Here is a 25,543-nt window from a genome sequence, read left to right on the forward strand (position 1 = left end):
GCCTTGAGAAGACATTCCCGAACAATCGCTTCACCGAATGTCGATATCTTCACGCCTCGACCACTCCGGCGACCCCTGCGAGGTTATCGAGGCCGATCGCCGAGGGGAACGGTCGGCGCGTATCGTCGCCTCTCTTCCGGGCCGAACCCCTGCAACGGCGCGGGGCAACGCCTCGATCGGAACAGCCGACCGTCGATTACGCGCCGACCCTGGCCACTGCCGCCGACGGCCTCTACCGTTGCCCGCATCACCCGCTCGGAGAGGGAAGAACGCCGACCCTCGATCGGCTTTCTCCGCGGCGATCCGCCTCTCGCCGACGCCTTCCGCGTGCGGTCCTCGCTCGAGCCCGAAGAGAAGAAAAGGGATCACTCATCATGACCAGGCATTCACTGACCAAGGCGATCGTCGCTGCCGGCATCGGAGCCGGCCTCGCGATCAGCGCCGCAGCCCCCGCCCACGCGATCACCCGACCGGCCTGCGGCGACCGCACCGATTTTCTGAAGTTCTTCACTGGCAACCACTGCTACGCGAACAGCGGCACCGCCGCGGATCGGCTGACCTCGCAGCAGACAGTGGGTGCGGGCAACAACGGCGGATTCTTCACCCTGTCCGGCGGTGGTGACGTCCCCTTCGAGCCGGGATGGGGCACCAGCTACGCGACGCCGCAGACGGTGATCGTCGAGCACATCGACTGACCGCCGGAGGAACGCGGTGAAGACTCGAACGCTGAGGGCGACGGTGGTCCTCCTGCTGTCTGCTCTCGCTGTCGCCGGTGTTCTCAGCGGGTGCGCGCCGGGAGTGCCGTCAGGGGACGAGAGCGGGGAGCCCGCCCGTCCCGAGCCACCGCTCGGTCCCATCAGCACCCCGACGGATCCGTCGCAGATCGTCCGGCCGATCGATCAGTACATCCCCGATACGCAGCTGGTCCTCCGGCTCGTGCGCGCCGAGCGCGCGAAGCAGATCGCCTGCCTGCGCGACGGCGACGACGAGCGGATGATCGAGTGGCCCCTCGACGAGGAGGCGGTCCTCGCCTTCCTCGGCGACGGCCAGGTCGAGGACATCAGGTCGAAGCTCTGGGGGTTCTTCGATCCGGATAACGCGAGTCGCTTCGGCTATGCACGCGCGGGCGGGGACCTCGGCGCCCTGCCGAGTGGCATGCCGCCGGGGGTCACACCCGACGAATTCGCCGCGTGCTCGATGTCCGTGCACGGGTCCTTCCCCCTCGGCGACGGGGGCGGGGCGTTCTCGGCCCGGTACCCGTCCGCCCTCCCCGACGGCGGACCGCCGGTCCCCTCCGGAGACAGCCGCGTCGAGGCGGTGGTCGGGGCCTGGAGCGCCTGCATGACGAAGCGGGGCTTCGACTACCCGGATCCCGTGAGCGCGGAGTTCGATCCGCGGTGGGGCGTCGGCGCCTCGAACGTCGGCGCCGAGCAGATCGCGACCGCCACCGCGGACATGGACTGCAAGGCCGAGACGAATCTCGTGGGGATCGAGCTGGCCGTGCAGTCCGCGTACGACCAGGAGTACATCGAGTCCCATCGGGAAGCGCTCGAGAACATGGCGGAGGTCATCGCCGACTACATCGGCGACGTTCCGGACGACGAGAAGCGCTGAGCGGGTTCGCCGCTCACCCTCGCGGCGGGGCGGTCGACTCGCGGACGACGAGGCTGGTGGCCAGCTCGATGCGGTGCGAGAGGGGCGGGATGCCGTCGTGCATCCGGACCAGGGTCTCGAGGCCGAGGCGGCCGAGGTCGTGCATGGGGGTGTGCACCGTCGAGAGCAGCACGGCGGTCGGCAGCGCGGCGAAGGTGTCGTCGTAGCCCATCACGCTCAGGTCCTCGGGGACGCGCAGGCCGGCTGCCATCGCGGCGCGGATCGTCTGCAGGCCGTCGATGTCGTTGGTCGCGACGACGGCGGTCGGCGGATCGTCCAGAGCCAGGAGCGCAGGGACGACGTGCTCAGCCGATCCCATCCCCTGCTCGGAGACGAGGGCCGGGTCCTCCGGCAGGCCGGCCGCGGCGAGCGCCTCTCGGTAGCCGCCGTAGCGGGCGCGCAGCCCCGGGTTGCGGGCGTCGCCGCCGACGAAGGCGACCCTCCGGTGGCCGAGCGAGACGAGGTGCTCGGTGGACTGCTGCCCGCCCACCCAGTGGTTCGAGCCGACGCTGACCACGGACGGGTCGAGCGGGTTCGGCGCATCGACCGCGACGAGCGGCAGCGCAGCCTCGGCGGCGGCCGCGACGATCTCCGCGTCGATCGCGGTGGTGACGGCGAGGATCCCGAGGTGCCCCTTCGCCGCGACGGAGCGGACGAACGCGGCGTCGAAGCGCAGCGTCTCGTCGGCGGAACCGCTCGGCGCGAGGACGCCCGTGGTGACGTCGACGCGCTCGCTCTGCGCGCCTCCGACGACGCCCTCGAGCACGCGCAGGGAGTAGACGCTGAGCAGGGTGTCGAAGACGACGGTGACGCCGCCGCCGACCCGGGGCGCCCTGGTGCTCGGGCTGTAGCCGAGCTCGCGGAGGGACTGCTCGACCCGCGCGCGCGTGGCGGCGGAGGCGCCCGGCCGGCCGTTCAGCACCTTCGACGCGGTCGCCTTCGACACACCGGCGTGCGCCGCGACGACGTCCAGCGTGACGCGCGTGTCCGGCGTGCGGGCCACAGGCCCCTCCTCTCAACGGTGCCCCGACCCTACCGAAACTGTTTCCTCCCCGCCCCCCTGGCCTGGTGCGCGCCCCGTCGCGCCCCGCGAGATGCCACTTGTGCACGCGACACGCCGACAGAAGCGTGCACAAGTGGCATCTCGCGGAGGGGAGGGAGGGACTCGGGGCGTCATATCGATTCGACCGGCATGGGCCCCGCTGGTTGGATACCGAGTATGAGTAGGCATGTCGTCGTCGTCGGGGCCGGGCTCTTCGGGGCCGCCACCGCGCTGCACCTCGCGCGCGGGGGCGCCCGGGTCACGCTGGTCGAGTCGGGGGACGCGGCGCGCGGCACCACGGCGGCCGGCGCGGGCTTCGTCGGGCTGTGGGCCGCGGGCTACGCCTGGTACTGGAACGAGTCGGAGCGCGACCTCGAGCAGTACGGCCTCGACTTCTACCGCGCCCTCGCCGTCGACCCCGACCGCGGCGGCGTCGACATCCTCCTCCGCGAGACGGGCAGCGCCTGGCTCGCCGTCACCGAGGAGGGCGTCCGCGACCACCTCGGCCCGCTCGCCGAGCACCCGCTGCGCCCGGAGGGCGCGCGCGAGCTCTCGCCGCAGGAGGCCGCCGAGCTCGTCCCCGGCCTCGACGCGAACGCGGTCACCGGCGGCTTCCTCCAGCCCGACGGCATCCAGATCAGCGCTCCCGACGCCGCGCTCGCCCTGGTCGCCGCGGCCCGCGCGGCCGGAGTCGAGATCGTCGAGCACGCGCCCGTCACCGAGGTCCTCGCGACCGACGGCCGCGCGAGCGGCGTCCGCACCGCCGACGGCCGCATCTTCTCCGGCGACAGCGTCGTGCTGGCGGCGGGGTCCTGGACGAACGAGCTGCTCGCCCCGCTCGGCCGCCGCCTCCCGCTGGCCCGCGTGGTCGCGAGCCGCCTCACCACCGCGCCCTTCGGCCTCCCGCACCTGCCGACCCTGATGCTGCCCGAGCTCGGCGGCCTCTGGGTCCGCGAGCACCTCGGCGGCCTCACCTACGGCAACGGCGTCGGCTACGAGCCGCTCGGCGAGTCCGCCGCCGACCGCCGCCCGCAGCGCACCGACCTGGTCGAGGCGATGGACGCGCACCTCGCCCCGCTCATCGCGCGACTGCTCCCCGCCTCCGCCGACGCGCTGCGCGACACCGAGTGGACGCAGGGCGTCGTCTCCTACACCGCCGACCGCCGCTTCCTCGCCGGCCCCGTCCCCGAGCTGCCCGGGCTGTTCGTCGCCGCGGGCGACAACGAATCCGGAGTGACGCACGGGCCCGGTCTCGGCCGTCTCGTCGCCGAGCTGGTCCTCCAGGGCGTCTCGACCCTCGGCGACGCCGAGCTCTACGCCCCGGCCCGCTTCGCCGCTCAGCAGTTCCCCGACGAGGCCGCCGTGCGCGCGGCCATGCCTGCCCGGCGGCTGGTCGACGCCGTGGGCGCCCGGTGAGCGGCCGCGACGTGGTCGTCGTCGGCGCGGGCCTCGTCGGCGCCGCCACCGCGCGCGCCCTCGCCGAGCGCGGCGACCGGGTGCTGCTGCTCGAGCGGTTCGAGCGCGGCCACGACCGCGGCTCCTCGCACGGCGAGACCCGCATCTTCCGCCGCGGCTACGCGGAGGACGACTACCGCGCGCTGACCGGCCGGGCCGCCGCCGAGTGGGCACGGCTCGAGCAGGAGTCGGGCCGGAGCCTCTTCACCGCCACCGGCGCGATCGACCACGGCGACGCCTTCGCGCTGCTCGCGATCGAGGAGGCCTTCGCCCGCGACGGCATCCCGGTCGAGCGGCTCGACGCGACCGAGGCCGCCGCGCGCTGGCCCGGCCTGCGCTTCGAGACCGACGTGCTGCTGCACCCGGAGGGCGGACGGCTCGACGCCGCCGCGGCGATCGAGGCGCTGCTCGGCTCCGCGGAGTCGCACGGCGCGGTCGTCCGCGCGAGCACCGGCGTCCGGGCGATCGAGGAGCGCGAGGGCGGCGTCCGCGTCGTCACCGACGAGGGCCCGCTGCTCGCGGACGCGGTCGTCGTCGCCGGCGGCTCCTGGACGCCGGGACTCGTGGGCGGGCTGGTCGCCGCGGCCGGCCGCTCCCTCCCGCCGCTGCGGATCACGCAGGAGCAGCCCGCGCACTTCACGACGGACCTGCCGCTCGACGCCTGGCCGAGCTTCGTGCACCACCGCGGAGACGAGCCGACGATCTACGGCCTGGCGACCCCGGGCGTCGGCGTGAAGGTCGGCGAGCACGGCACCGGCCGCGTCGTCGATCCGGACCACCGCGACTTCCGCGCCGAGCCCGAGCGGCTCGCCCGGCTCGTCGAGTACGTCGCCGACTGGCTGCCGGGTGTCGACGCGGCGAGCGCCGACCCGATCTCCTGCCTCTACGACATCACGCCGACGGAGGACTTCGTGCTCGACCGCGTCGGCCGCGTCACCCTCGCGACCGGCTTCTCCGGCCACGGCTTCAAATTCGGGCCCGTGCTCGGCGAGCTGCTGGCCGACCTCGTCGACGGCGCCGACGCGCTCGACCGCTTCCGGCTCGCGACCCTCTAGATCTCCACCACTCCCCCGCACCACGGACGAAAGCAGCAGCATGCAGACACTCCGCGCCCTCGGCGCCCTCGCCGCCCTCGGCACCGCCGTCGCCCTCGCCGGCTGCACGGCCCCCGGCAGCTCGAGCGACTCCGCCTCGGGCGAGCGCCTCGTCATCGGCACGACCGACTCGATCGTCTCGCTCGACCCGGCCGGGGCCTGGGACCGCGGCAGCTTCACGCCGCAGAACCAGATCTACCAGCACCTCCTGAGCTACGCGGACGGCTCGACCACGCCCGTCCCCGAGGCCGCCGAGGAGTGCGGCTTCGACGACGCGACGACCTACCGCTGCTCGATCGCGCCCGGCCTGACCTTCTCCAACGGCGACGAGCTGACCGCGTCGGACGTGGTCTTCTCGTTCCAGCGCGTCGTCGACATCGCCGCGGACAACGGCCCGTCGCCGCTGCTCGCGAACATGGAGTCTGTCGCGCAGGACGGCGACGACGTCGTCTTCACCCTCGCGGTGCCGAACGACCAGACCTGGCCGTACGTGCTCTCGAGCATGGCCGGGCCGATCGTGGACGAGGAGGTCTTCCCCGCCGACGCACTGCTCGACGACGCCGACGTGATCGGCTCCGGGCCCTACTCCGTGCAGAACTACGAGGCCGGCGGACTGCTGCAGCTCGCCGCGAACGAGTCGACCTCGAGCCCCGCGCCGAAGACCGCCGACGTCGTGCTGCGGCCGTACACCTCGTCGACCAACCTGCGGCTCGACGTGGAGAACGGCGCCGTGGACGTGGCCTACCGCTCGCTCACCGCGACCGACGTCGAGGACCTGCGCGGCAACTCCGACCTGCAGGTCGTCGACGGTCCCGGCGGCTCGGTGCGCTTCCTCACCTTCAACGTCAACACCCAGCCCGGCGGCACTCCCGAGCAGAAGCTCGCGATCCGCCAGGCCGTCGCCTCGCTGGTCGACCGCGACGAGCTGTCGGAGCAGGTCTACCGCGGCACCTACACGCCCGCCTACTCCGTCGTGCTCGACGGGCAGACCGGCGCGACGCAGGCCTTCGCCGACGCCTACGGCACGACCCCCGACGCGGACGCCGCCGCCGCGATCCTCAGCGCCGCCGGCGTCTCGACCCCGGTGACCCTGCCGCTGCAGTACACCTCGGACCACTACGGCCCGGACTCCGACCAGGAGTACGCGCTGATCAAGTCGCAGCTGGAGTCGTCGGGCCTGTTCACCGTCGACCTGCAGTCGACCGAGTGGACCAGCTACGTGAAGCAGCTCTCGCCGGACGCCGGCTACCCGGCCTACCAGCTCGGCTTCTTCCCGGACTACCCGGACCCTGACAACTTCCTCCGCTCGGCCTACTCGACCACCGGCGCCTCGGTCGCGAACGGCTACTCGAACCCGGCCGTCGACGCCCTGATCGACACCGAGGCGACCGCGACCGACCCCGCCGCGCGCGCCACCGCGATCGAGCAGATCCAGGCGCAGACCGCGACGGACGCCCCGATCGTCCCGCTGCTCCAGGGCCGCGAGACCGTCGTCGCCGCCGCGGGTGTCACCGGCATCGAGGACACCCTCGACGCGACCTACCTCTTCCGCTTCGGAGCCCTCGCGAAGTAGCAGCGGAGCGGCCCCTGCATGCTGGTCGAGTAGCCGCGCAGCGGCGTATCGAGACCGCGCGCCGTCAGCGCTCGACGAGCTCGCCCTCGACCCAGCCGTCGGGGGCGTCCTCACTGTCCGCGGACGCGGGCCGCACCCGGCGGTGCTGCGCCGCCGCGACGGCGAGCACCACGAGCAGCCCGAGCGCCGCGGTCATCACCGGCCCTGCCGCCTGGGACAGCGCCGCCCGCCAGACGATCTCGATCGGGGCGGTCAGCGAGTCGCCCTGCCACTGGTTCGGCAGCACGAGGATGATCGCCGGGATCGCGAGCAGCGCGGCCCAGAGGACCAGATCGAGGACGACCGCCCCGATCCACCAGGCGCGACCCGGCGTCATGCGCGCGACCGCCGGACGGCCTGCACGACGACGGCGGCGGCGAGGGAGGCGAAGCCCACGGTCAGCAGCGGCGTGGCGCTGAACTGCAGCAGCAGCCGGACGTACTGCTCGTACTCCAGCCGCTCGTAGACCGTGCTCGTCGTGTAGATGGCGAGCGTCGACCACCACAGCGCGGCGAGCCCGAGCGGGATGAGCACGACGCCGGCGACGGCGAGGGTCAGCGGGACCCGTCGGCCCAGAGGACGCACAGCCGTCGGCGCCTCGGGCTGCGGCGTCTCCGCGACGTCCCTCTCCTCGGTGGCCTCGACATCGGCGGGATCCGGCACGAACGAGAGGCCGGCGAACGGCGACTCCGGCTCAGCCACTTCCAGGGGCGGGCCCGAATCCACCCGCGCGGCCCGCCCTCCCGCCCGCCGCGGGCGTCGGTACGCCTCCTCCTCGCGGTGGCGCACCTCCGGCGCGGGCCCCTGGTACCCGCGCTGATAGGCGGCGTGGAACCGCGGATCCGTTCTGCTGCTGTCGACCATGACCGCCCCCGCCTCGTGCACTCGGAGTCTCATCCTGTCGCACGGCCGCCCGCGGAGGGAGACCGCATCGTCAGGAGCGGCGGCGACCGCCTCCCGCGGGCAGCAGCTCGACGAGGACGCCCTCGCCGAGCTCCGCGTCCTCCCCCGGGTCGCCGACCACGTCGGTGGCGGCGGCCTCGGAGCCCGGGCCGGCGCGCACGAGTCCGATCGCGAGGGTCGCCGCGGTCATCGCGAAGGCCGCGGTGCCGAGTGCCGGCGCGACCGGCCAGAGCAGACTCGACACGATCGCCGCCAACGGCACATCGTCACCGTCGGAGTAGCTCCAGTTGTCGGGCTGCACCGCCGCCAGAACGCAGGCCCCGAGGGCCAGCGCCCACAGCAGTGCGGTGTATCCCAGGAGCAGACGCCACCAGCCTCCGCGTCCGGTCACGAGCGCGCCACCCGCACGGCGATCGCCGCGCCGACCGAGAGCAGCCCGATGGTGATGGCCGGGCCGGCCAGGTAGCTGGTCAGCGCGCTGACGAACTGATCGAACTCGGTCTGCTGGAACCCGACAGTGCCGTACATCGTCGAGGTGACGTTCCAGACCAGGCCCAGCCCGGCCACCAGGAAGAGCCCGCCGAGCACGGCGAGCGCGATCGGGACGCGCCGATCCAGCGCGGACGGCCTGCGCGGAGCGGCCGGCGCGGACTCCGTCTCGATGTCATCGACCGGCGCCGGCTCCCCGTCCGGCTCGACGCCCGCGGCGCCACTCGGCAGTGGCGAGGCGATCGGCGGAAGCGAGGAGCTCGGCAGCCGCGCCGGGCCCGGTCGCCGCACGCGGACCGGCGCCACCTCCTCGGGAGCCGTCGCCCGACGCCGACCGCCGACCGAGTCACCTCCGCGAGGGCGTCGGAACCGCTCCTCGGAGGACGACGCCCGATCAGCCGGGAGCCCCGAGGCCCCCTGCCCCCGGTACCCGCGCTGGTAGGCGGGATGGAACCGCGGATCCGTCCGGGTGCTGTCGGCCATGAAGTCCCCCACTCCGTGCGCGAGCCCCCATCCTGTCGCAGAAGCACGGCGACCGGCCAGGCCGTCAGCGCACGGAGGCGACGCTCGCGCGGCTCGGCAGGCTCACGCAGCCGGCGCCGACGAGCAGCAGGGCGATCATCACCGCGGTCAGCGCGCCCCAGCCGCCCGCCTCGACGACGAAGCCGAGCAGCCAGCCGCCGACGCCCGAGCCCACGTAGAAGGCGATCGTGTAGACGGCGCCGGCGTGGCCGCGGAGGGCGGGGGCGGCCCGCGCGCCGGTCCAGGCCGCGCCGGTGGCGTGCACGGCGAAGAAGCCGGCCGAGAAGAGGACGAGCCCGATGACGACGACGACGATCAGCCCCGAGAGCATCACGAGCAGGCCGACGATCATCGCCGCGACGCCGATCCGCATCAGCACCCGCGGGCCGAGCCGCGGCGCCCAGACGCCGGCGAGCCGGGAGGTCGCGGTGCCGGCGAGGTAGGTGAGGAAGAGCAGCGAGACGAGCGCCGGCGGCAGCGCGAACGGCGCGGCCTCGAGCCGGAAGGCCAGGTAGTTGTACACCGCGACGAACACGCCGACGACGAAGAACGTCTGCGCGGCGACCGCGAGCAGGACCGGGTCGCGGAGCACCTGCGCGATCTTGCCGCGCCAGCCGCCCTCGCCCCGCGGCGCCCGCGCAACACCGCCCCGGGGAGCCAGCAGGACGAACGCGACGGCCGCGAGCGCGCAGACGATCGTGACGGCGAGCAGCGCGCCCCGCCAGCCGACCACCGCGGCGAGCGGACCGGCGAGCAGCCGTCCGGCGGCCCCGCCCAGCGTCGTCCCGGAGACGTAGGCCGCGGCGGCGGCGGTCGCACCCGCCCCGCCGACCCGGTCGTGGATCGCCGCCACGGCGAGTGCCGGCACCGCGCCGAGCGCCGCGCCGCTGAGGAACCGCAGCACGAGCAGCACCTCGAAGGACGGCGCGACGCAGGCGAGCAGAGCGAGCACGACGGAGGAGAGCACCGCGATCCGCATGGACTCCAGCCGACCGATCCGCTCGGCGATCGACGCCCAGGGCAGCACCATCAGCGCGAGTCCGACGGTCGCCGCCGAGACCGTCAGTGCCGCGTCCGACGCGGAGATCCCCCACTCGCGGGAGAACTGCGGGAGCACGCCCTGCACCGCATAGAGCTCGGCGAAGGTGGCGACGCCGGCGGCGAGCAGCGCGATCGTCAGGCGGCGCTGCGAGACGGTGGGAGCGTCGACGGCGGGGTGGACGCTGGTGCTCATCCTCCGAGGCTAGAACCGCGTGAAGCGCATGACCAATGCCTGTCGCGTGCCGACCTATACGCTGCAGACATGGATGAGCCCGCGATCCTCCGGCTGCTGCCGACGCTCGTCGCCGTCGCGCAGACCGGGAGCGTCACCGCTGCGGCCGCCGAGCTCGGCGTGCCGCAGCCCACCGCCAGCCGCTCGCTCGCGCGCCTGTCCGAGCTGGTGGGCGCCCCGCTGGTGCGTCGCGAGGGCCGCGGCGTCGTGCTGACCGAGGCCGGGCGGCGGCTCGCGGACGTCGCGCAGGACGGCCTGGCGCTGATCCGCGCGGGACTGACCGAGGTGCAGCAGGCCCGCGACCTCGAGGACGGCCGCATCGCGATCGCCTTCCAGACCCTGCTCGGCGAGACGTTCGTGCCCGACGTGATCCGGCGCTTCCGCCGCCGCTGGCCCCGCGTCGGCTTCGGCCTCCGCCACGGCTCGCGCGCGCTGTGCCTGCGAGCCGTCGCCGACGGCGAGTCGGAGCTGGCGATCGTCGCCGACCCGCCGGAGCTGCCGGGCACCACCACGACCACCCTCTACACGGAACCGCTGCTCGCCGTCGTCGACGACCGGCACCCGCTCGCCTCCCGCCGCTCCGTGACGGTCGAGGAGCTGCGCGGCCTCGACCTGATCATGCTCTCGCCCGGCTACGGACTGCACGAGTCGGCCCGGCGACTGCTGTCCTTCGAGGGGCGCGACCCCGAGCCGGCCTTCGAGGTGGGCGACTACCGGGCCGCACGCGGACTGGCCGCGGCGGGTCTCGGCCTGACGATCCTGCCGCCGAGCCCGTCCTCGATCGAGGACGGCGTGCGCGAGATCCCGATCGACGATCCGCGGGCCGTCCGCGAGATCGGGGTGCTGGTCCACGACACCGGGAATCCGGTGGTGCCGGAGTTCGTCGAGGCCCTGCGGGCGGCGGCCGGAGCGCGGGCGAGAGTCCGCTGACGCTCGAGGACTCTTCTGTCAAGCACAGGCACGCGGGGCTCCTGTGCAGGATGCTCGGAGAGGATCCACTTCCCCCCTCACCGCTCACCACCAGCAGCCAGGACGGTCCCGGTCATGATCCTTCTCCGCACCCACTCCAACCGCTGGATCGCCCGCGCCCGCCGCACCGGCGTCGTCCACGGCCTGATCACCTTCGCCGACGACCTGCCGCAGCCCGTCTTCCGCACGCTGCGCCTGGACGCCGCGACCGGCGAGCGCGTCCTGCTCCGCGACACCGACACCCTCGAGGTCGCCTTCGCGGTGCTGATCGCGGCCGTCGAGCGGGCACGCCTGGCGGAGGTCGCGGCACCGGTGCAGGACGACGTGGACCCCGCGGCACAGACCCCTCTCGCGCCGGTCGCTGTCCTCGCCGAGCCGGACTCCTTCGAACCGGACGAGCCCACCGACCCGCTGGAGGACGCCGTCGCGGCGTGACCCGCGCGACGTACCGCGCCAGTTCTCTAAAACCTTCCGAACGATTTCGTTCGCATGGTTTTAGACTGGGGACATGAGCCGCGACGACCTCTCCGCACGCCTGAGCGAGCTGCTGCTCGACGTCGGGCTCAGCACGCGCATCACCGGCTTCCGCGAGCTGCGGATCACCACGCCCTCCGGCGCGGACCTGCACGTGCGCCTCGTCATCACCCCGCGGCCGCCCACCGCCTCGGAGATGCGCGCCCAGGCGAAGCGGTCGACCGACGGCACCGTGACCGGGTTCGTCGTGCCGCGAGCGAATGCGATCGCGCGGCGACTCGCTCTCGACGACCCGCGGCTCGCGCTGTTCGGCACGGACGACGGCACGGTGATCCTGGACAGGCAGGACCTGTCGTCCGCGACGGACGAACGGCCCGCCGTCCCCCGGCGTGTGCCGTACGCGCGCTTCGCCCTCCTGCGCGCGCTGATCAGGACCCGCGAGCCCCGCTCGCAGACGGAGCTCGCGGCGGAGTGCGGCGTCTCGCAGATGTCGATCTCGAAGCTGCTGCGCGCCGACCCGCTCCTCGCCGAGCGGACCGAGCACGGCTGGACCGCCCGCGACCCGCAGGCGCTCATCCGGCGATTCCTGGCGGAGTACCCGGGCCCGGGTGGGCTCTCCCAGTACTGGTACTCGGTCCGACCGGTCGTCGAGCAGGCGGAGCTCGCCGCCGCGGCGGGCGTGCCGGCACTGCTCTCCGGAGACACGGCCGCCGACCTGCTGGCACCGTGGAGGATTCCGAGGTCCGCCGTCCTCTACACCGATCGCGGCCTCGCGCTGGAGAGCGTCGGCTTCGCCGAGACCGACTCCCGCGAGGCCACACTGCGCGTCGTCATTCCGAGGGACCCGACGATCCGGGCGACCGCGGCCGCCTGGACACCCGGGGGCAGGACGGTCGACCCTCTCCTCACCGCATGGGACGTCCTCGCCAGTGGCGGTGCGGACGCGGACGACGCAGTGGATCGCCTTCTGCTGCCCTGGACGTCGGAGACGCGATGAGGTCCGTCACGCTCGCCTCGACCTCGCGCTCCGAGGACGCCGCGCTCCAGGCCCTTCGCGATGCGTCGCTCGCGATCTCAGGCCTCGCGGAGGCCTGCATCATCGGTGGGCAGATGACCGCTCTGCTCAGCGCCGCGTTCGGACGTGCCGCGACGATCGCCCGGCGGACCATGGACGCGGACGCTGCCGTGTCCCCGACGATCGCCGCCGCGGGGTCCCTCCACGACCTGCTGACCGACCGCGGATACCGCGCGCAGGCGAGCAACCGGTACGTGCTGGACGACCGCGTGATCGACGTGCTCGTTCCGGCGACGTCCGGCGCCTTCGAACCCGCCGAGTACGGTGGGCGCTCCTTCGACAGCGCACCGGGACTGCATCTCGCCCTCGTCGGCATGCTCGATCTCGAGGTGACGGCGATCCTGCTCGACGGCACGCCGGTGCGCTTCCGCACGAGAGTCCCCGGGGTCGAGAGAGCCCTCATCGTGAAGGCGCTCGCCTACGAGTCCGGCCGCAGGCAGAAGGATCTCGTCGATCTCTTCAACCTGCTGTCGATCCGAGACGAGTACGAGCCCGCCGAAGTCGGGGGATGGCGGATCGGCGAGAGCGCAGGGACAGGGGCGCGGCGGGACGCGGCGGCAGTCCTTCGCAGACTCGCCGGAGCAAGGGGGCTGCGCATGATCCTCCGAGGATCCGACGTGCCGGACGGACGCTTCGTCTCGCTCCTCCGCAGCTACATCTCCCAGGGATGACGGCGCGAGACCGAGCAGCGAGGGGCCGCCCCTCCCGGCACGGCCCCCTCCGCACTCAGAGCGTCAGCGTGTGCGCGCCCGAGGCGAGCTCGCGGTCCTCGGTGCCGGCCGTGCGGACGACGGCGGTCGCGCCCTCCGGGACGGTGACGGCCAGCTCGATCGCGTCGCCGCGGCGGTCCCAGCGGACCGAGGCGAGGCCGTGCGGGGTCTCCAGCGTGGACTCCGCCCAGTCGAGGTCGGTGCCGGGCTGCGGGGCGACCAGGAGGCGGGAGTAGCCGGGCTCCAGCGGCGCGAGGCCGCCGACGACGCGGTGCAGCCAGTCGGCGACGGCGCCGAGCGCGTAGTGGTTGAAGCTCGTCATCTCGCCCGGGTTGATGGTGCCGTCGGGCAGCATCGAGTCCCAGCGCTCCCAGACCGTGGTCGCGCCCATCGTCACCGGGTACAGCCACGACGGGCACTCGCGCTGCAGCAGCAGGCGGTACGCGGCGTCGATGTGACCGGTCGAGGAGAGCGCGTCGGTGATGAAGGGCGTGCCCGCGAAGCCGGTCGAGATCGTGTAGCCGCTCTCGGCCACGAGCTCGGCGAGGCGGTCGCCGGCCCAGCCGAGCTCGTCGTCGTCGAGCAGGCCGAAGACGATCGCGAGGGAGTAGACGGTCGTGCAGTCGCTGAAGACGCGCTGGTCCGCGACGTACTTCGCGCGGAAGGCCGCACGCAGCTCGGCCGCCATCTCGGTGAACTCCTGCGCGTCCTCGGTGCGGCCGAGCACGGCGGCACTCTCGGCGACGATGCGGGCCGTGCGGTAAGCGCAGGCTGTGGCGACGACGCCGGTGTCGGCCTTCGCGTCGGCCGGCTTGTCGGGCGCCGCGTCGGGGTCGAGCCAGTCACCGAACTGGAAGCCGGTGTCCCAGACCCCCGAGTCGGAGAGCTTCGAGCGCACCCGGCGGGCGTGCGAGGCCATTGAGGCGAACGACTCCTCGAGCACCGTCGGGTCGCCGTAGGCCTCCCAGACCGCCCACGGCACCCAGGCCGCGGCGTCGCTCCACAGCGCGGTCGAGTCCATGGGAGGGAAGCTGGTCTCGGCCGCGCGGCGCTTCAGCACGTCCGGCACGACGAACGGGACGGCGCCGTCGTGGTGCGCCTGCTCGAGGGCGAGGTCGCGCAGCCAGTCGCGGAGGAAGTCCTCGGCGTCGGCGAGGTAGACGGCGGTCGAGGCGAACGCGGCGATGTCGCCGGTCCAGCCGAGGCGCTCGTCGCGCTGCGGGCAGTCGGTCGGCACGTCGAGGAAGTTGCCGACCATGCCGCGGTAGACGTTGTCGTGCAGCTGGTTGACGAGGTCGTCGGAGCTGCGGAAGGTGCCGATCCGGCGCAGGTCGCTGGAGACGACGACCGCGGTGAGGGCGCCGTCGGCGATCGACTCCTCGGGCCAGCCCTCGACCTCGGCGTAGCGGAAGCCGTGGAAGGTGAGGGTCGGCTCGAAGACGTCCGCGCCGCCCGAGAGGGTGAAGCGGTCGGTGGCCTTCGCCTCGCGCAGCGGGCGCACGCCCAGCTCGTCGTCCTCGAGGACCTCGGCGTGGCGCAGCGTGACGACGCTCCCCTCCGGGCCGGTGATCTCGACGCGCAGCCAGCCGACCAGGTTCTCGCCGAAGTCGACGAGGGTGCGGCCGGACGGGCTCGTCCAGATCTTCTGCGGCGCGACCTCGCGGAGGCGGCGCACCGGCGGCGCGACGTACGGCTCGAGCTTCGCCAGGTCGACGTCGAGCTCTCGGGTCGCGGTCCAGGCGGAGTCGTCGAAGCCGGCGCTCTTCCAGCCCTGCGGCTCGAGGCGGGCGTCGATGTCCTGGCCGTCGTAGATGCTGTCGGCGGTCGTCGATCCGGTCGCGGCGCGCCAGGAGTCGTCGGTCGCGACGATCTGCTCGGCGCCGTCGGCGAAGGTGATCCGCAGCTCCGCGAAGCCGGCGATCTCGGTGCCGTAGGGCTCGGCGCCCTCGCCCCAGGTCAGCCGGCCGCGGTACCAGCCGTCGCCGAGCGCGAGGGCGAGGACGATCGAGTCGCCCGAGATCAGGCTCGTCACGTCGTGCTCGGAGTAGCGCAGGCGCCACTCGTAGCTCGTCCAACCCGGGGTGAAGAGCTCGTCCGAGACGGGCTCGCCGTCGATCCAGGCCTCGACGATCCCCAGCGCCGAGAGGCGGAGGGTCGCGGAGACGACCTCGCCGTGCCCGGTCTCGAGGGCGGTCTCGCGGCGGAGCAGCGGGGCGGCGTCCAGGGCGGCGGCGGGCGCCGTGAAGCGGGCGGTCCAGTCGGTCATCATCGTCCTTCTGTCAGGAGTGGTCGGGAGTGAGCGGGTGTCAGGAGTGATCGGGGGAATCCGCGGTGGTGGTGTCCGCGGGTGTCGGGCTGGTCTGGTGGTGGCGCGGTGCCCCCGGCACGGAGGAGGAGCGGACGCGCAGCACGGGCGTGAGCTCGAAGTGCACCGCCTCGGTCCGGCCCTCGAGCCGCTCCAGCAGGAGGCGCACGGCACGGTCGCCGAGCTCCTCGCCGGACTGGTCGACGGTCGTCAGCGAGATGCCGGGGTGGCCGGCGACCTCGATGTCGTCGTAACCGACGATCGCGACGTCGGCGGCGGTGAGCCCCAGCTCGTCGCGGGCCCAGAGCGCGTCGAGGGCGAGCGCGTCGTTGCCCGCGAAGACCGCGGTCGGCCGGTCCGGCGGGCGGAGGAGCTCGAGCGAGCGCTCGTACGCGTCGAGGCGCTCGGTGCCGAGGTGCACGACGTGCAGCTCGTCCGAGAGCCCGGCCGCCGCCATCCGCTCGCGGTAGCGGACGAGGCGCACGGAGTGCGGCGCCGCCGCGACCCGGCTGGTGATCTCGTCGCTGATGGTGAGGTGCGCGATGCGGCGGTGCCCGAGCTCGAGCAGGTGGTCGAGGACCAGGTCGGTGCCCGCGACGTCGTCGTTGGTGACCGTGTCGTAGCCGGTGGAGTCGTCGTGCCGGCCGAGCATCACGATCGGCGTCCGCGCAGCGAGGCGCTCGAGCCAGGCCGGCTCGACCATCGGCGAGACCGCGATCAGCCCGTCGACCTGGCGGTCGAAGAGCGCCTCGATCGCGCGGAAGCCCTCGCCGGAGTCGCTCTGCGCGGGGGCGACGATCAGCTGGTAGCGGCTGCCCTCGAGCGCGGCGGACGCGCCGGTGACGATGCGGTTGAAGAAGGAGTTGCCGAGCGAGGGGACCTCGACGCCGATGGTGAAGCTGGCGCCGCGCATGGCCCGGGCCGCGACGCTCGGCCGGTAGTCGAGCTCGTCGATCGCTGCGGTGACCCGCTCGCGCATCGACGCACTGACGCCGTAGGCGTTGCGGATCACCTTCGAGACGGCGGCTCGCGAGACACCGGCGTGCAGGGCGACGTCCTGGATGGTCGCGGGGCCGCGGCGACCGGTGTCGGTCGAGCTCATCGTCGCCCCCTCGCGTCGTCGGTCGTGCGTGCCTGTGGTGATCGGACGGCGCCCCGATCGGGGCCTCCGCGAACGCCACTGTAACGGTTCACCTGCCATTGTGTAGATCGATCCACGAATTTTCGCAATTTCGTTGACACGTTTCACGACGCGGACGTAGGTTCTCCCTGCGTCGCCCCGCCGCCCGGCCTTCTCACCGGCCCGGCAGGCAGGTCGGCCGCCCCCGGGCACCCCCCGCAACGAAGAAGTTGTCCCTACATGGAGGTAGTGATGTCGACCCGACAGAACCGGCGAGCAGTGCTCGCCCTCGGCGCAGGAGGAGCGGCTCTCGCTCTCGCGCTCACCGGCTGCAGCACCGGAGGCGGCGGCGGCGATTCCGCCGACGGATCCACGCTGAGCGTGCTCATCGACAACCAGACGGCGACCGTCGAGCTCTGGGACGCGCTGAAGACGAAGTTCGAGGAGGAGAACGACGGCATCACCCTCGACATCGAGACCCGGCCGCAGGGCAGCGAGGGCGACAACCTGATCAAGACGCGCCTCGCCACCGGCGAGATGAACGACGTCTTCGCCTACAACTCGGGCTCGCTCTTCCAGGCGCTGAACCCCGACCAGAACCTCGCACCGCTCTCGGACGAGCCCTGGGTCGATTCGCTCGACGAGGGCTTCCGCACCGTGGTCTCGACCGACGCGGACCTCTACGGCATCCCGCTCGGCCAGGCGATGGGCGGCGCGGTCCTCTACAACAAGGACGTCTACAGCTCGCTCGGCCTGACCGTGCCGAAGACCTGGGACGAGTTCATCGCGAACAGCGAGAAGATCAAGGCCGCCGGCGACGTCGCGCCGATCATCCAGACCTACGGCGACACCTGGACCTCGCAGCTCTTCGTGCTCGGCGACTTCGCCAACGTGCTGGAGCAGGACCCGGAGTGGGCGACGCAGTACACGGCGAACGAGGCCAAGTACGTCGACGAGCCGGCGCTGGCCGGCTTCGAGCACCTGCAGCAGGTCGCCGAGTCGGGCCTGGTGAACGAGGACTACGCCTCGGCCACCTACGACGACGGCGTCCGCATGGTCGCGACCGGCGAGGGTGCGCAGTACCCGATGCTGACCTTCGCGGCCGGCCCGCTGATCCAGAACTACCCGGACTCGCTCGACAAGGTCGGCCTGTTCCCGCTGCCCGGCGAGTCGGCCGACTCCAACCCGCTGACCGTCTGGCAGCCCAACGCGGTCTACGTGCCGAAGTCGACCGAGGGCGCGAAGCTCGAGAGCGCCAAGAAGCTGATGGCCTTCCTGGTCACCCCCGAGAGCTGCGACATCCAGAGCGAGATCGCGGCACCCCAGGGTCCGTTCGTGATCGACGGCTGCACGCTGCCCGACGACGTGCCCGCCCTCGTGTCGGACATGCAGCCCTACTTCGACAGCGGTGACACCGGCCTCGCGCTCGAGTTCCTCTCGCCGATCAAGGGACCGGCGCTCGAGCAGATCACCGTCGCCGTCGGCTCGGGCATCACGCCCGCTGCGGAGGGTGCTCAGCAGTACGACGACGACGTCACGAAGCAGGCCAAGCAGCTCGGCCTCGACGGCTGGTGAGCCTCGGGGGCCGGGAGCGGAGGCAGCCCCTCCGCTCCCGGCCCCTTCCCCCGGGCGCACCGCCCTCCTACCCCTCCCCCGGCCGATCGACGGAGATCTGATGACCGCAACGATGGAGAAGCGCCCGGCCCGGCGCTCCGAACCCTCCCGCTCCCCCGAGCCGCCGAAACGGCGCAAGGCCATGAAGAGCCCGTACCCGACGTGGTTCTACCTCCCGGCCGGCGTCTTCTACGTGGTCCTGTTCCTCGTCCCGACGGTCGCCTCCCTCTACTTCTCCCTCACGCGCTGGACGCTCTTCGACTCGACCTTCATCGGCTTCGAGAACTTCGTCGAGTTCTTCCAGGACCCGGCGCTGACGACCGGCTTCGTGAACACCTTCATCTACGCGGCGATCACCTCGGGCCTGAAGATCGTGCTCGGCATGGCCCTCGGGGTGCTGCTGAGCTCGCAGATCATCGGCCGCGGCTTCCTCCGCAGCGTGGTGTTCTTCCCGGTGCTGGTGTCGACGATCGGCATCGGCATCACCTTCAAGGTGCTGCTCGACCCGTTCGACGGCCTGATCAACCAGGGCCTCGCGACGATCGGCCTCGCCGGCCCGGGCTGGCTGACCGACCCGCAGTGGGCGCTCTTCTCGGTCGCGCTCGTGGACGTCTGGAAGGGCGTCGGACTCGCGACGCTCATCTACATCGCCGGCATCGTCGCGATCCCGCAGGACTACTTCGAGGCCGCCCGCGTCGACGGCGCCGGCGCCTGGCACAACTTCCGGCACATCACGCTGCCGCTGCTGCGCCCCGCCACCGTCACGGTGATCCTGCTCTCGCTGATCGGCGGACTGCGCTCGTTCGATCTGATCTGGGCGATGACCAAGGGCGGTCCGGGCTTCACCAGCGACGTGGTCGCCTCGGTCATCTACAAGCAGTACCAGGCCGGGTTCTACGGCCTCTCGACCGCCGGCAACGTCATCCTCTTCCTCGTCGTCGCAGCGCTGATCTTCCCGCTGTCGGCCTGGCTCAACCGGAAGGACAAGGAGCTGTGACCACCACGCCGCTCACGCCCGCCCCGCTCTCGCCGACCCCGCTCCAGGACGACCCGCTGCGCGCGAAGGTGCGCCAGCGCGGTGTCGGCCGCGGCTCCCGGACCTGGCGCTACGGCGGCGGCATCCTCGCCATCGTCCTCGCCGTCCTCGTCTTCATCGTCCCGTTCCTCTTCATCGTGCTCACCGCCGCGAAGACGCAGCAGGAGTCGTCGCTGCTCGGCTTCACCCTGCCGACCCAGTGGGTGTTCCTCGAGAACCTGCAGGAGGTGGTCTCGGCGCGGAACTTCGTGCTGCTGCGGGCCTTCGCGAACAGCGCGATCCTGACGATCGTCTCCGTCACGGTGATGGTGGTCCTGGCCGCGATGGTCGGCTACGTCCTCCAGCGCCGCCGCTCGAAGTGGAACCCGCTCGTCAACGGCTTCGTCCTGGCCGGCCTGATCATCCCGCCCGCCGTCGTCCCGACGATCTGGGTGCTGCAGGGCCTCGAGCTCTTCAAGACGCTGCCCGGCCTGATCGCGGTGCACGTCGCCTTCGGCCTCTCCTTCTGCATCCTGCTCTTCCGCGCCTTCGTCTCGACGATCCCCCGCGAGCTGGACGAGGCGGCGACCATCGACGGCGCCGGCCCCTTCCGTCTGTTCTTCACCGTGGTGCTGCCGCTGCTGAAGCCGGTGATCGTGACGGTCATCGTCGTCCAAGCCGTGACGGTCTTCAACGACTTCACCTACGCGCTGTACTTCCTGCCCGGCGACGACAACGCGACCGTGCAGCTGACGCTGTACAACTTCTCCTCGCAGTCCGTGTCCTCCTGGAACCTGCTCTTCATGGACGTGCTGCTCATCACCATCCCGCCGCTGGTGATGTACATCTTCTTCAACCGCCAGATCGTCGCCGGCATGACGTCCGGAGCGGTCAAGGGCTGAGCCGGGCCGTCGGACCGCACCTCCGTCTCGCCGCCGCCGGACGCCCTTCGAAACCCCGAGGAGGCGTCGGGCGGCGATTCTGCGCGCGTTCCGCGCCGCGACGACGAAGCGCCCTGCTCCAGCGACACTCGCCGCCTCCGAGTCCGCTGGACAGTGACGACCGCCGTCGGCCTCCCTCCCAACGACCTCCCTGCCGCATCCTGCGCCGCCACCTTCCGTGGCGCGAAGTATCGGGCCCGTCTCGACGCGCCGCAGCAACGCCTTCACGCGAGGGGGCCTCGCCACGCTCGAGACCCGCCGATGCCCGCGGTCCTGCGGATTCCGCCGGCACTGCGTCAACGGCGACGGCTGCGTGGCGTAGAGATCGACCACTGTACGGGAGGCCTCGGTCGCCTCGCAGACGCACGAAGAACTCGCAAAGCATGACCACGGCTGCACAAGCCGAAACATCCTCGTATTCTTCCTGATCAACCGCGAAGGGCGGGATCGAAGTGTCTTCGCACGCTCGAAGACCTCGGTCATTCAGTCACGAAGGAGTGCAGCTAATGGTCATGCAGAAGAATCACAGAACGGTCTTCACCGTCATGTCGAGTATGGTCGCGGCAGCGGTCGTCCTCGCCGCAGCGAGTCCAGCGCAGGCGATCCCTAGAGTCGAGAGCACCGAACCATCTCCGGCGGCCGACTTCTCGACCGAGGTCGTTCCCGCGACCACCACTGTGGTGACCGACGCCGGAGCGGTATCCGTGGGCATCACCCTCCCCGGCGCGGTGTCGTCCTCCGCGGTGGTCGACCCGGGCACTCTCCCGGACGGTCTCTTCGACGGAGCAGGCGAGCCGGTGCTGACGACGACCTTCGGTGACGCAGCGATCAGCAGCTATGCGACGGAGAAGGGCACGCAGACGCTGATCCAGGTGGACTCCGCCGATGCGGCCCACGATTACCGCTTCCCCCTCTCGCTTCCCGCCGGCGCCAGCGCGACCGTAGAGCCCGACGGGTCGGTCGCCGTCCTATCGGCCGCGGGTGATCTGCTCGGTGGCTACGAGATCCCCTGGGCCTACGACGCCCTGGGCAGTCCCGTCGGCACGAGCTTCACCCTGGACGGGAACACCCTCGTCCAGACGGTGGAGTTCGACGAGGCGACTGCCTTCCCCGTGATCGCCGACCCGAGCGACGCTTGGGGGTGGGCCGCGTGTGTGGCCGCAGTGGCCGGTGCCGTGGCAGTGAACGCGAACATCGCGAACAAGGTCGCCTCCCTGGTGTCCCGGTTCGGAAACATTCAGAAAGCCTTCGAGGTGATTTATCGCGCATGGAAGACCACCTCCAACGCGGAGAAGCGGCGGCAGGCGATCATCAACGCCGCCGGCGATCTGGTCCTGGAACTGGCCGGGGTGATCTCGATAAAGCAGGCCTGCTTTGACTCCTGAGAAGAGGAACAGTGCGCCGTTCGCACTCACCATGTTCGCGATCGGCAGCCTGTTCGTCTTCCTCGCCGCCGCCGAGAACCGACCCGCGTGGTGGATCGTTCTCTTCGGGATCATGCTGCTCACGACCGGGTACAGCGCTTTCGTCGAATTCCGTCGGCGTAGGCAGTAGAACCGGGAGAGGGTTCATGTTCTCCGCCGCCGCGGAGTGCAAGCCGAGCTGGTGGATCTTCCTCACCGCGATAGTCCTCCTCGGGACCGGCATCGGCGCTTTCGGTCACTTCAGGCGGCGGGGGCGTTGAAGACACTGTCCCCTCCTTGCTCGAGTAAGCCACCGTTCGAGTGAGACATTCCACCCAGGCCCCACGAGAGCGGGCAGAGCGAGCCGATCTTGACGGCCGCTCTGCCCGCTCTTCGCGTCGGGCCACTCCGCCTGTCGGCTCCACGCGGTCGGCGAAGCGGGCAGGACGAAGCGTACGAACTCCGGAGCGGTCAAGGGCTGAGCGGGGCCGCCTCTCCGTCGGCCGGATGCTCCCCCGCCGGGCACCGCTCGGTCCAGCGGGCGACGTCGGACGGGGGCTCGGTCGTGGGGAGGTCACGGGGGCCGACGAGCCGGCGCAGCCGGGCCGGCCGGCGCGAGCGGGTCAGCGCCGTCCGCCAGCGGATGTCGACCACCGCGCGCTGGAGCGGGTCGATCGGCTGGAGGACGCCGTCGATCCGCTCCTCGATGCGCACGAGCGGCGGGCGGACGAGATGCAGGCGTCGGCCGGGCTCGCGTTCCGGGTCGGTCCGGCCTGCCCGGGTGCGCAGCTGCTGCTCGAGCTGCTCCGGGTCGCTCGCCGACCAGGCGCTGACGCCGACGCGGCCGTCGGGCAGGGCGAAGCGCTCGGTGATCCGCAGCGGAAGCTCGTCGTGGGGGTGCGTCATCGTTCTGACCTTCCGGTGGGGAGAGAAGAGGGGAGTCCGCGCTCGGCGGGAGTCGTGGCCCGTCGTCTCCGCAAGCGCCGCGCCGCGAGGAGACCGCCGCCCGAGAGCAGGAGCAGTCCGGCCACCAGCCCGACCGGACCCGCCGCCGCGCCGGAGACGGCGAGCGCCGTCGGCACGGGACCGACCGGAGGCACGGTCACCCCGGCGCAGCTGGCTGTCGGCTCGTCGTCGCAGGGGTGCTGGACCGAGGTCGGCGGGAAGCCCGGCGGCAGCCGCTCGATCCGCGCGCGGTTCGCGATCGTCCAGCCGTCGACTCCGTCGGCGACCCGCCCCGTCACGGTGAAGACCGTCGAGGCGCCGGGCGCCAGGGCCAGGCCCTCGACCTCGAGATCGGCGGAGGCGGGCCCGCCGTCCCGCGAGATCGTCACGTCGGACAGGTGCTCGAGGGTCGGGACATCGGTGAGGGTGAAGCCCTCCGCAGGTCGTGGGCCGATGTTGGCGACGACGATCCGGAAGCCGGCCCGGCCGCCGTGCGCGACGGTCGGCTCCGACGCGGTCTTCGCGATCGCGAGGCCCCGGTCGTCGCCGGGCACGGGGATCTCAGGCGCGGGTGACCCGGGCACGGGAGTCTCCGGCACCGGGGTCTCGGGTACCGGTCTCTCAGGCACGGGGATCTCGGCGCAGGAGAACGCGGCGTCGTCCGGGCACGGGTGCCGAACCGTGGGAGGCTCGAAGCCGCCCGGCTGCTGCGAGATCGTCGCCCGGTTCGGCACGGTGAGCGCGTCCCGGCCCTCGGCCACCCGGCCGCTGACATGCAGGGTGATCTGCCCGCCCGCAGGGATCGCGAGCCCGGTCACGGGCTCCGTCGCGGGCTGGACGCCTCCGGCGCCGTTCTCGATCACGGCGTCGAGGAGATGCTCGAGCACCGGGACGTCGGTGACGGTCACGTCGGCGGCGTCGAGAGAGCCCGAGTTGCCCACGACCACGTCGAAGCCGGCCTGCCCGCCGTGCTCCGCCGACGACTGAGCGGCCGTCTTGTCGATCCACAGCGCCCCTCGGCCGATCGTGTGCGGGACGGTCGCGCAGGGGTTCTGCTCGGTCGCGACTCCCGAGGCAGAGGGTGCGAAGGCGGCCCCCGCGAGGCAGGCCGTGTTCGCGAGGGTGCGGTCCCCCGGCCGGTCCGTGCGCACGACGACCTCGAAGGAGAGCTCGGCGACGGTCCCGACCGGCAGGGTCCCTGCCGCCCAGACCAGCCGGCCCGTCGCCGGATCGACCGTGGCCGTGCCGTGCGAGGTCCGGATCGAGGCGGCGTCGAGGTCGGCGTCGTCGAGGACTCCCTGGTCGAGGTGGTCGACGACGGCCGCGTCGCGGGCGTCCCCCGAGCCGTCGGAGGTGAGCGTCAGCCGGTACGGCACCCGCGCGCCCGGCCGCAGCGGGACGTCGGACGGCACCGACGAGCTCTTCGTCAGGGTGACATGAGGGGTGAGAGCGCCGAGCCCGGCGACCGCCGTCGCGCCGTCGGAGCCGGCGGCCCAGTCGTCGATCGCGCGCAGATCGCCGTAGGAGCCATGCACGGCGTCGTTCACGTTCGGCACGCGACCCCGGCCCGAGTCGTCCGCCTCCCAGCGGTGGACCCCGGCGCTCGAGTCCGCACCGTCCGTCGGCGAGGTGACGGCGGACGTCGCCGAGTAGCGCTCGCCGTTCGAGCCTGCGAGCAGATGGTCGTCCCAGTGCAGGGCGGCCGGGGACGCCTCGCCACCGGTCGAGCGCACGACGGACAGACCGCCGGCCGACGTCTCCGCATCGACCCGGGTGACGTGGAACTCGTTCGTCCGCCCGACCGAGGCGCGGAAGCGGACGCCGGGATCGGCGGTGTCGACCGCGTCGCCGCGCGCGTCGAGGCCGTTCCAGGCGATGTCGAACGGGCCCGGCTCCGCGACGATGCGGGAGAGGTGGACATCGCGCGGGCCGTCGTAGGCCCCGTCCCCGTCGGCGTCGATGTCGGCCGCGACCGTGCCCGGCTGGGTGCCGAGAGTGCCGACGAGGGTGCCCGCGTTCGAGCCGGAGCCGGAGCGTCGATAGGCGAGCCCCTCGATCGTCGGGGCGGCGTAGGCGGGCGCGATCGCGGCCGGGAGATCGGCCGCGGGCGGGTCCAGGAAGAGCTTGTACGTCTGCAGGCCGTCGATGCCGGAGCGTCCGGACGCCTGGACGTACTGCGCGCCGACGCCCTGCGCCTCGGTCGACTCCGGCATCGGCACGGACAGGTACGACGGATCGGAGGACCCGACCCGGACGTTGCCCTTGTTCGTCGCCTGGAGCGTCGAGGCGAGGCCGTCGTAGTCGCGGAGCGTCAGGTCGTAGCGCGCCCCGGTCTCGGTGACGGCGTGCAGCGTGAAGGTCGCGCGGCGGTCCGCGGGTGTCGCGTAGCTGGTCCTCGCCCCGGACTGGATCCCGTAGGAGGTGGACCAGACCCGGCCGGCCAGCGGTGCGCCCGATGCCGCCGCGACCGCGATGCTCCAGACCAGGTTCACCGGCGCAGTGACGTCGTCGTCGGTCACGATGACGCGGAAGACCCCGGTCTCCTCGGCGACGAACTCGCCTCCGGCCGCGACGGACGGCGGAGCGCCCCGCGGGAAGACCTGCGTGTCGAGCACGCCGCCGTCCGGCGCGAGGATCGAGGCGGTGCCGCCTCCGCTCTCGCCCTCCCCCGTGCCCGACCCGCCCTTCAGCGGGTGCAGATCGGCGCTCAGCCGCTCGCCCTTCTGCAGCCAGGCCGAGACCGTGGTCGCCCCCGCGTTGGTGGATCCGCCGTGCAGCAGGGTGTTCTCGATCGTCCGATGCGGCGACGCCTGGGCCGCGCCGGCGGGCGGAGTGGTCGCTCCTGAGCCGAGCAGCCCGCCGACGAGAGCGGCGCACACCCCCGCTCCCAGCACCGGCCGGACGACCCTCTCTCTGCGGCGACCGGCAC

The 25,543-nt window shown here is 72.4% G+C and carries 24 protein-coding genes; 14 read left to right on the forward strand and 10 right to left on the reverse strand.

The features are described 5' to 3' along the window. Positions 1-374: 374 nt before the first annotated feature. Positions 375-695, forward strand: a complete 321-nt coding sequence (locus GTU73_RS16785; protein ID WP_160090785.1) for a hypothetical protein — start codon at positions 375-377, stop codon at positions 693-695. Positions 696-711: 16 nt separating this feature from the next. Next, on the forward strand, positions 712-1,614 hold the full coding sequence (locus GTU73_RS16790) for a hypothetical protein (protein WP_160090786.1): 903 nt from the start codon (positions 712-714) through the stop codon (positions 1,612-1,614). Between the two features lie 13 nt (positions 1,615-1,627). On the opposite strand, the gene GTU73_RS16795 is transcribed toward GTU73_RS16790, so the two are convergent. Beyond that, a complete protein-coding gene (locus GTU73_RS16795) occupies positions 1,628-2,656 on the reverse strand; it encodes a LacI family DNA-binding transcriptional regulator (RefSeq protein ID WP_160090787.1) in 1,029 nt (342 codons plus the stop codon). 216 nt (positions 2,657-2,872) lie between these two features. Between GTU73_RS16795 and GTU73_RS16800 the strand changes: the two genes are divergently transcribed. Genes GTU73_RS16800 through GTU73_RS16810 form a run of 3 tightly spaced genes read left to right on the forward strand, consistent with a single transcriptional unit; the run spans position 2,873 to position 6,817 of the window. Next, a complete protein-coding gene (locus GTU73_RS16800) occupies positions 2,873-4,111 on the forward strand; it encodes an FAD-binding oxidoreductase (RefSeq protein WP_160090788.1) in 1,239 nt (412 codons plus the stop codon). Continuing rightward, the gene (locus GTU73_RS16805) at positions 4,108-5,205 is read left to right on the forward strand and encodes an FAD-dependent oxidoreductase (protein ID WP_160090789.1); all 1,098 of its coding nucleotides are present in this window, start codon (positions 4,108-4,110) and stop codon (positions 5,203-5,205) included. The genes GTU73_RS16800 and GTU73_RS16805 overlap by 4 nt, the downstream gene beginning before the upstream one ends. A 40-nt stretch (positions 5,206-5,245) precedes the next feature. Next, complete coding sequence (locus tag GTU73_RS16810) at positions 5,246-6,817, forward strand: ABC transporter substrate-binding protein (protein WP_160090790.1); 1,572 nt, start codon at positions 5,246-5,248, stop codon at positions 6,815-6,817. Between the two features lie 64 nt (positions 6,818-6,881). Here GTU73_RS16810 and GTU73_RS16815 read toward each other — a convergent pair whose 3' ends face one another. From GTU73_RS16815 to GTU73_RS16835, 5 genes are all read right to left on the reverse strand, one after another. Beyond that, entirely contained in the window at positions 6,882-7,193 is a 312-nt protein-coding gene (locus GTU73_RS16815; RefSeq protein ID WP_160090791.1) for a hypothetical protein, read from the reverse strand. After that, positions 7,190-7,558: a hypothetical protein gene (locus tag GTU73_RS16820; RefSeq protein WP_160090792.1), complete on the reverse strand. Its 369-nt coding sequence runs from the start codon at positions 7,556-7,558 to the stop codon at positions 7,190-7,192. Before GTU73_RS16820 ends, GTU73_RS16815 begins: the two co-directional genes overlap by 4 nt. Positions 7,559-7,790: 232 nt before the next feature. Continuing rightward, positions 7,791-8,150, reverse strand: coding sequence for a hypothetical protein (locus tag GTU73_RS16825; protein ID WP_160090793.1), 360 nt, complete (start codon positions 8,148-8,150; stop codon positions 7,791-7,793). Next, positions 8,147-8,554, reverse strand: coding sequence for a hypothetical protein (locus GTU73_RS16830; protein WP_160090794.1), 408 nt, complete (start codon positions 8,552-8,554; stop codon positions 8,147-8,149). The genes GTU73_RS16825 and GTU73_RS16830 overlap by 4 nt, the downstream gene beginning before the upstream one ends. Before the next feature lie 241 nt (positions 8,555-8,795). Next, positions 8,796-10,004 carry an MFS transporter gene (locus GTU73_RS16835; protein ID WP_160090795.1) on the reverse strand — a complete coding sequence of 403 codons (1,209 nt, stop codon included), beginning with the start codon at positions 10,002-10,004 and terminating at the stop codon, positions 8,796-8,798. Positions 10,005-10,073: 69 nt separating this feature from the next. On the opposite strand from GTU73_RS16835, the gene GTU73_RS16840 reads away from it, so the two are divergent. From GTU73_RS16840 to GTU73_RS16855, 4 genes are all read left to right on the forward strand, one after another. Continuing rightward, positions 10,074-10,973, forward strand: coding sequence for a LysR family transcriptional regulator (locus GTU73_RS16840; protein WP_160090796.1), 900 nt, complete (start codon positions 10,074-10,076; stop codon positions 10,971-10,973). 114 nt (positions 10,974-11,087) lie between these two features. Further along, entirely contained in the window at positions 11,088-11,447 is a 360-nt protein-coding gene (locus tag GTU73_RS16845; RefSeq protein ID WP_160090797.1) for a hypothetical protein, read from the forward strand. A 73-nt stretch (positions 11,448-11,520) separates the two neighbouring features. Beyond that, the gene (locus GTU73_RS16850; RefSeq protein ID WP_160090798.1) at positions 11,521-12,483 is read left to right on the forward strand and encodes a hypothetical protein; all 963 of its coding nucleotides are present in this window, start codon (positions 11,521-11,523) and stop codon (positions 12,481-12,483) included. Continuing rightward, positions 12,480-13,232: a hypothetical protein gene (locus tag GTU73_RS16855; RefSeq protein ID WP_160090799.1), complete on the forward strand. Its 753-nt coding sequence runs from the start codon at positions 12,480-12,482 to the stop codon at positions 13,230-13,232. Before GTU73_RS16850 ends, GTU73_RS16855 begins: the two co-directional genes overlap by 4 nt. Before the next feature lie 55 nt (positions 13,233-13,287). Here GTU73_RS16855 and GTU73_RS16860 read toward each other — a convergent pair whose 3' ends face one another. Next, positions 13,288-15,537, reverse strand: a complete 2,250-nt coding sequence (locus GTU73_RS16860) for an alpha-L-rhamnosidase (RefSeq protein ID WP_208543688.1) — start codon at positions 15,535-15,537, stop codon at positions 13,288-13,290. Positions 15,538-15,577: 40 nt separating this feature from the next. Further along, positions 15,578-16,678 (reverse strand): LacI family DNA-binding transcriptional regulator, encoded by a 1,101-nt coding sequence (locus tag GTU73_RS16865; RefSeq protein ID WP_160090801.1) that lies wholly within the window; start codon positions 16,676-16,678, stop codon positions 15,578-15,580. A 270-nt stretch (positions 16,679-16,948) separates the two neighbouring features. On the opposite strand from GTU73_RS16865, the gene GTU73_RS16870 reads away from it, so the two are divergent. The 5 genes from GTU73_RS16870 (at position 16,949) to GTU73_RS16890 (ending at position 21,820) form a co-directional block, all read left to right on the forward strand. After that, positions 16,949-18,271 (forward strand): extracellular solute-binding protein, encoded by a 1,323-nt coding sequence (locus GTU73_RS16870; RefSeq protein ID WP_244231681.1) that lies wholly within the window; start codon positions 16,949-16,951, stop codon positions 18,269-18,271. A gap of 100 nt (positions 18,272-18,371) precedes the next feature. After that, positions 18,372-19,307 carry a sugar ABC transporter permease gene (locus GTU73_RS16875; protein ID WP_123705466.1) on the forward strand — a complete coding sequence of 312 codons (936 nt, stop codon included), beginning with the start codon at positions 18,372-18,374 and terminating at the stop codon, positions 19,305-19,307. A 68-nt stretch (positions 19,308-19,375) separates the two neighbouring features. Continuing rightward, positions 19,376-20,227, forward strand: coding sequence for a carbohydrate ABC transporter permease (locus GTU73_RS16880; protein ID WP_123447045.1), 852 nt, complete (start codon positions 19,376-19,378; stop codon positions 20,225-20,227). Positions 20,228-20,772: 545 nt separating this feature from the next. Beyond that, the gene (locus GTU73_RS16885) at positions 20,773-21,651 is read left to right on the forward strand and encodes a hypothetical protein (protein WP_160090803.1); all 879 of its coding nucleotides are present in this window, start codon (positions 20,773-20,775) and stop codon (positions 21,649-21,651) included. Then, positions 21,641-21,820: a hypothetical protein gene (locus GTU73_RS16890; protein WP_160090804.1), complete on the forward strand. Its 180-nt coding sequence runs from the start codon at positions 21,641-21,643 to the stop codon at positions 21,818-21,820. The genes GTU73_RS16885 and GTU73_RS16890 overlap by 11 nt, the downstream gene beginning before the upstream one ends. Positions 21,821-22,140: 320 nt before the next feature. Here GTU73_RS16890 and GTU73_RS16895 read toward each other — a convergent pair whose 3' ends face one another. After that, entirely contained in the window at positions 22,141-22,575 is a 435-nt protein-coding gene (locus GTU73_RS16895) for a hypothetical protein (RefSeq protein WP_160090805.1), read from the reverse strand. Beyond that, complete coding sequence (locus GTU73_RS16900; protein WP_160090806.1) at positions 22,572-25,493, reverse strand: DUF11 domain-containing protein; 2,922 nt, start codon at positions 25,491-25,493, stop codon at positions 22,572-22,574. Before GTU73_RS16900 ends, GTU73_RS16895 begins: the two co-directional genes overlap by 4 nt. Between the last annotated feature and the right edge of the window lie 50 nt (positions 25,494-25,543).

This window comes from Rathayibacter sp. VKM Ac-2804, assembly GCF_009866655.1.
Lineage (GTDB): Bacteria > Actinomycetota > Actinomycetes > Actinomycetales > Microbacteriaceae > Rathayibacter.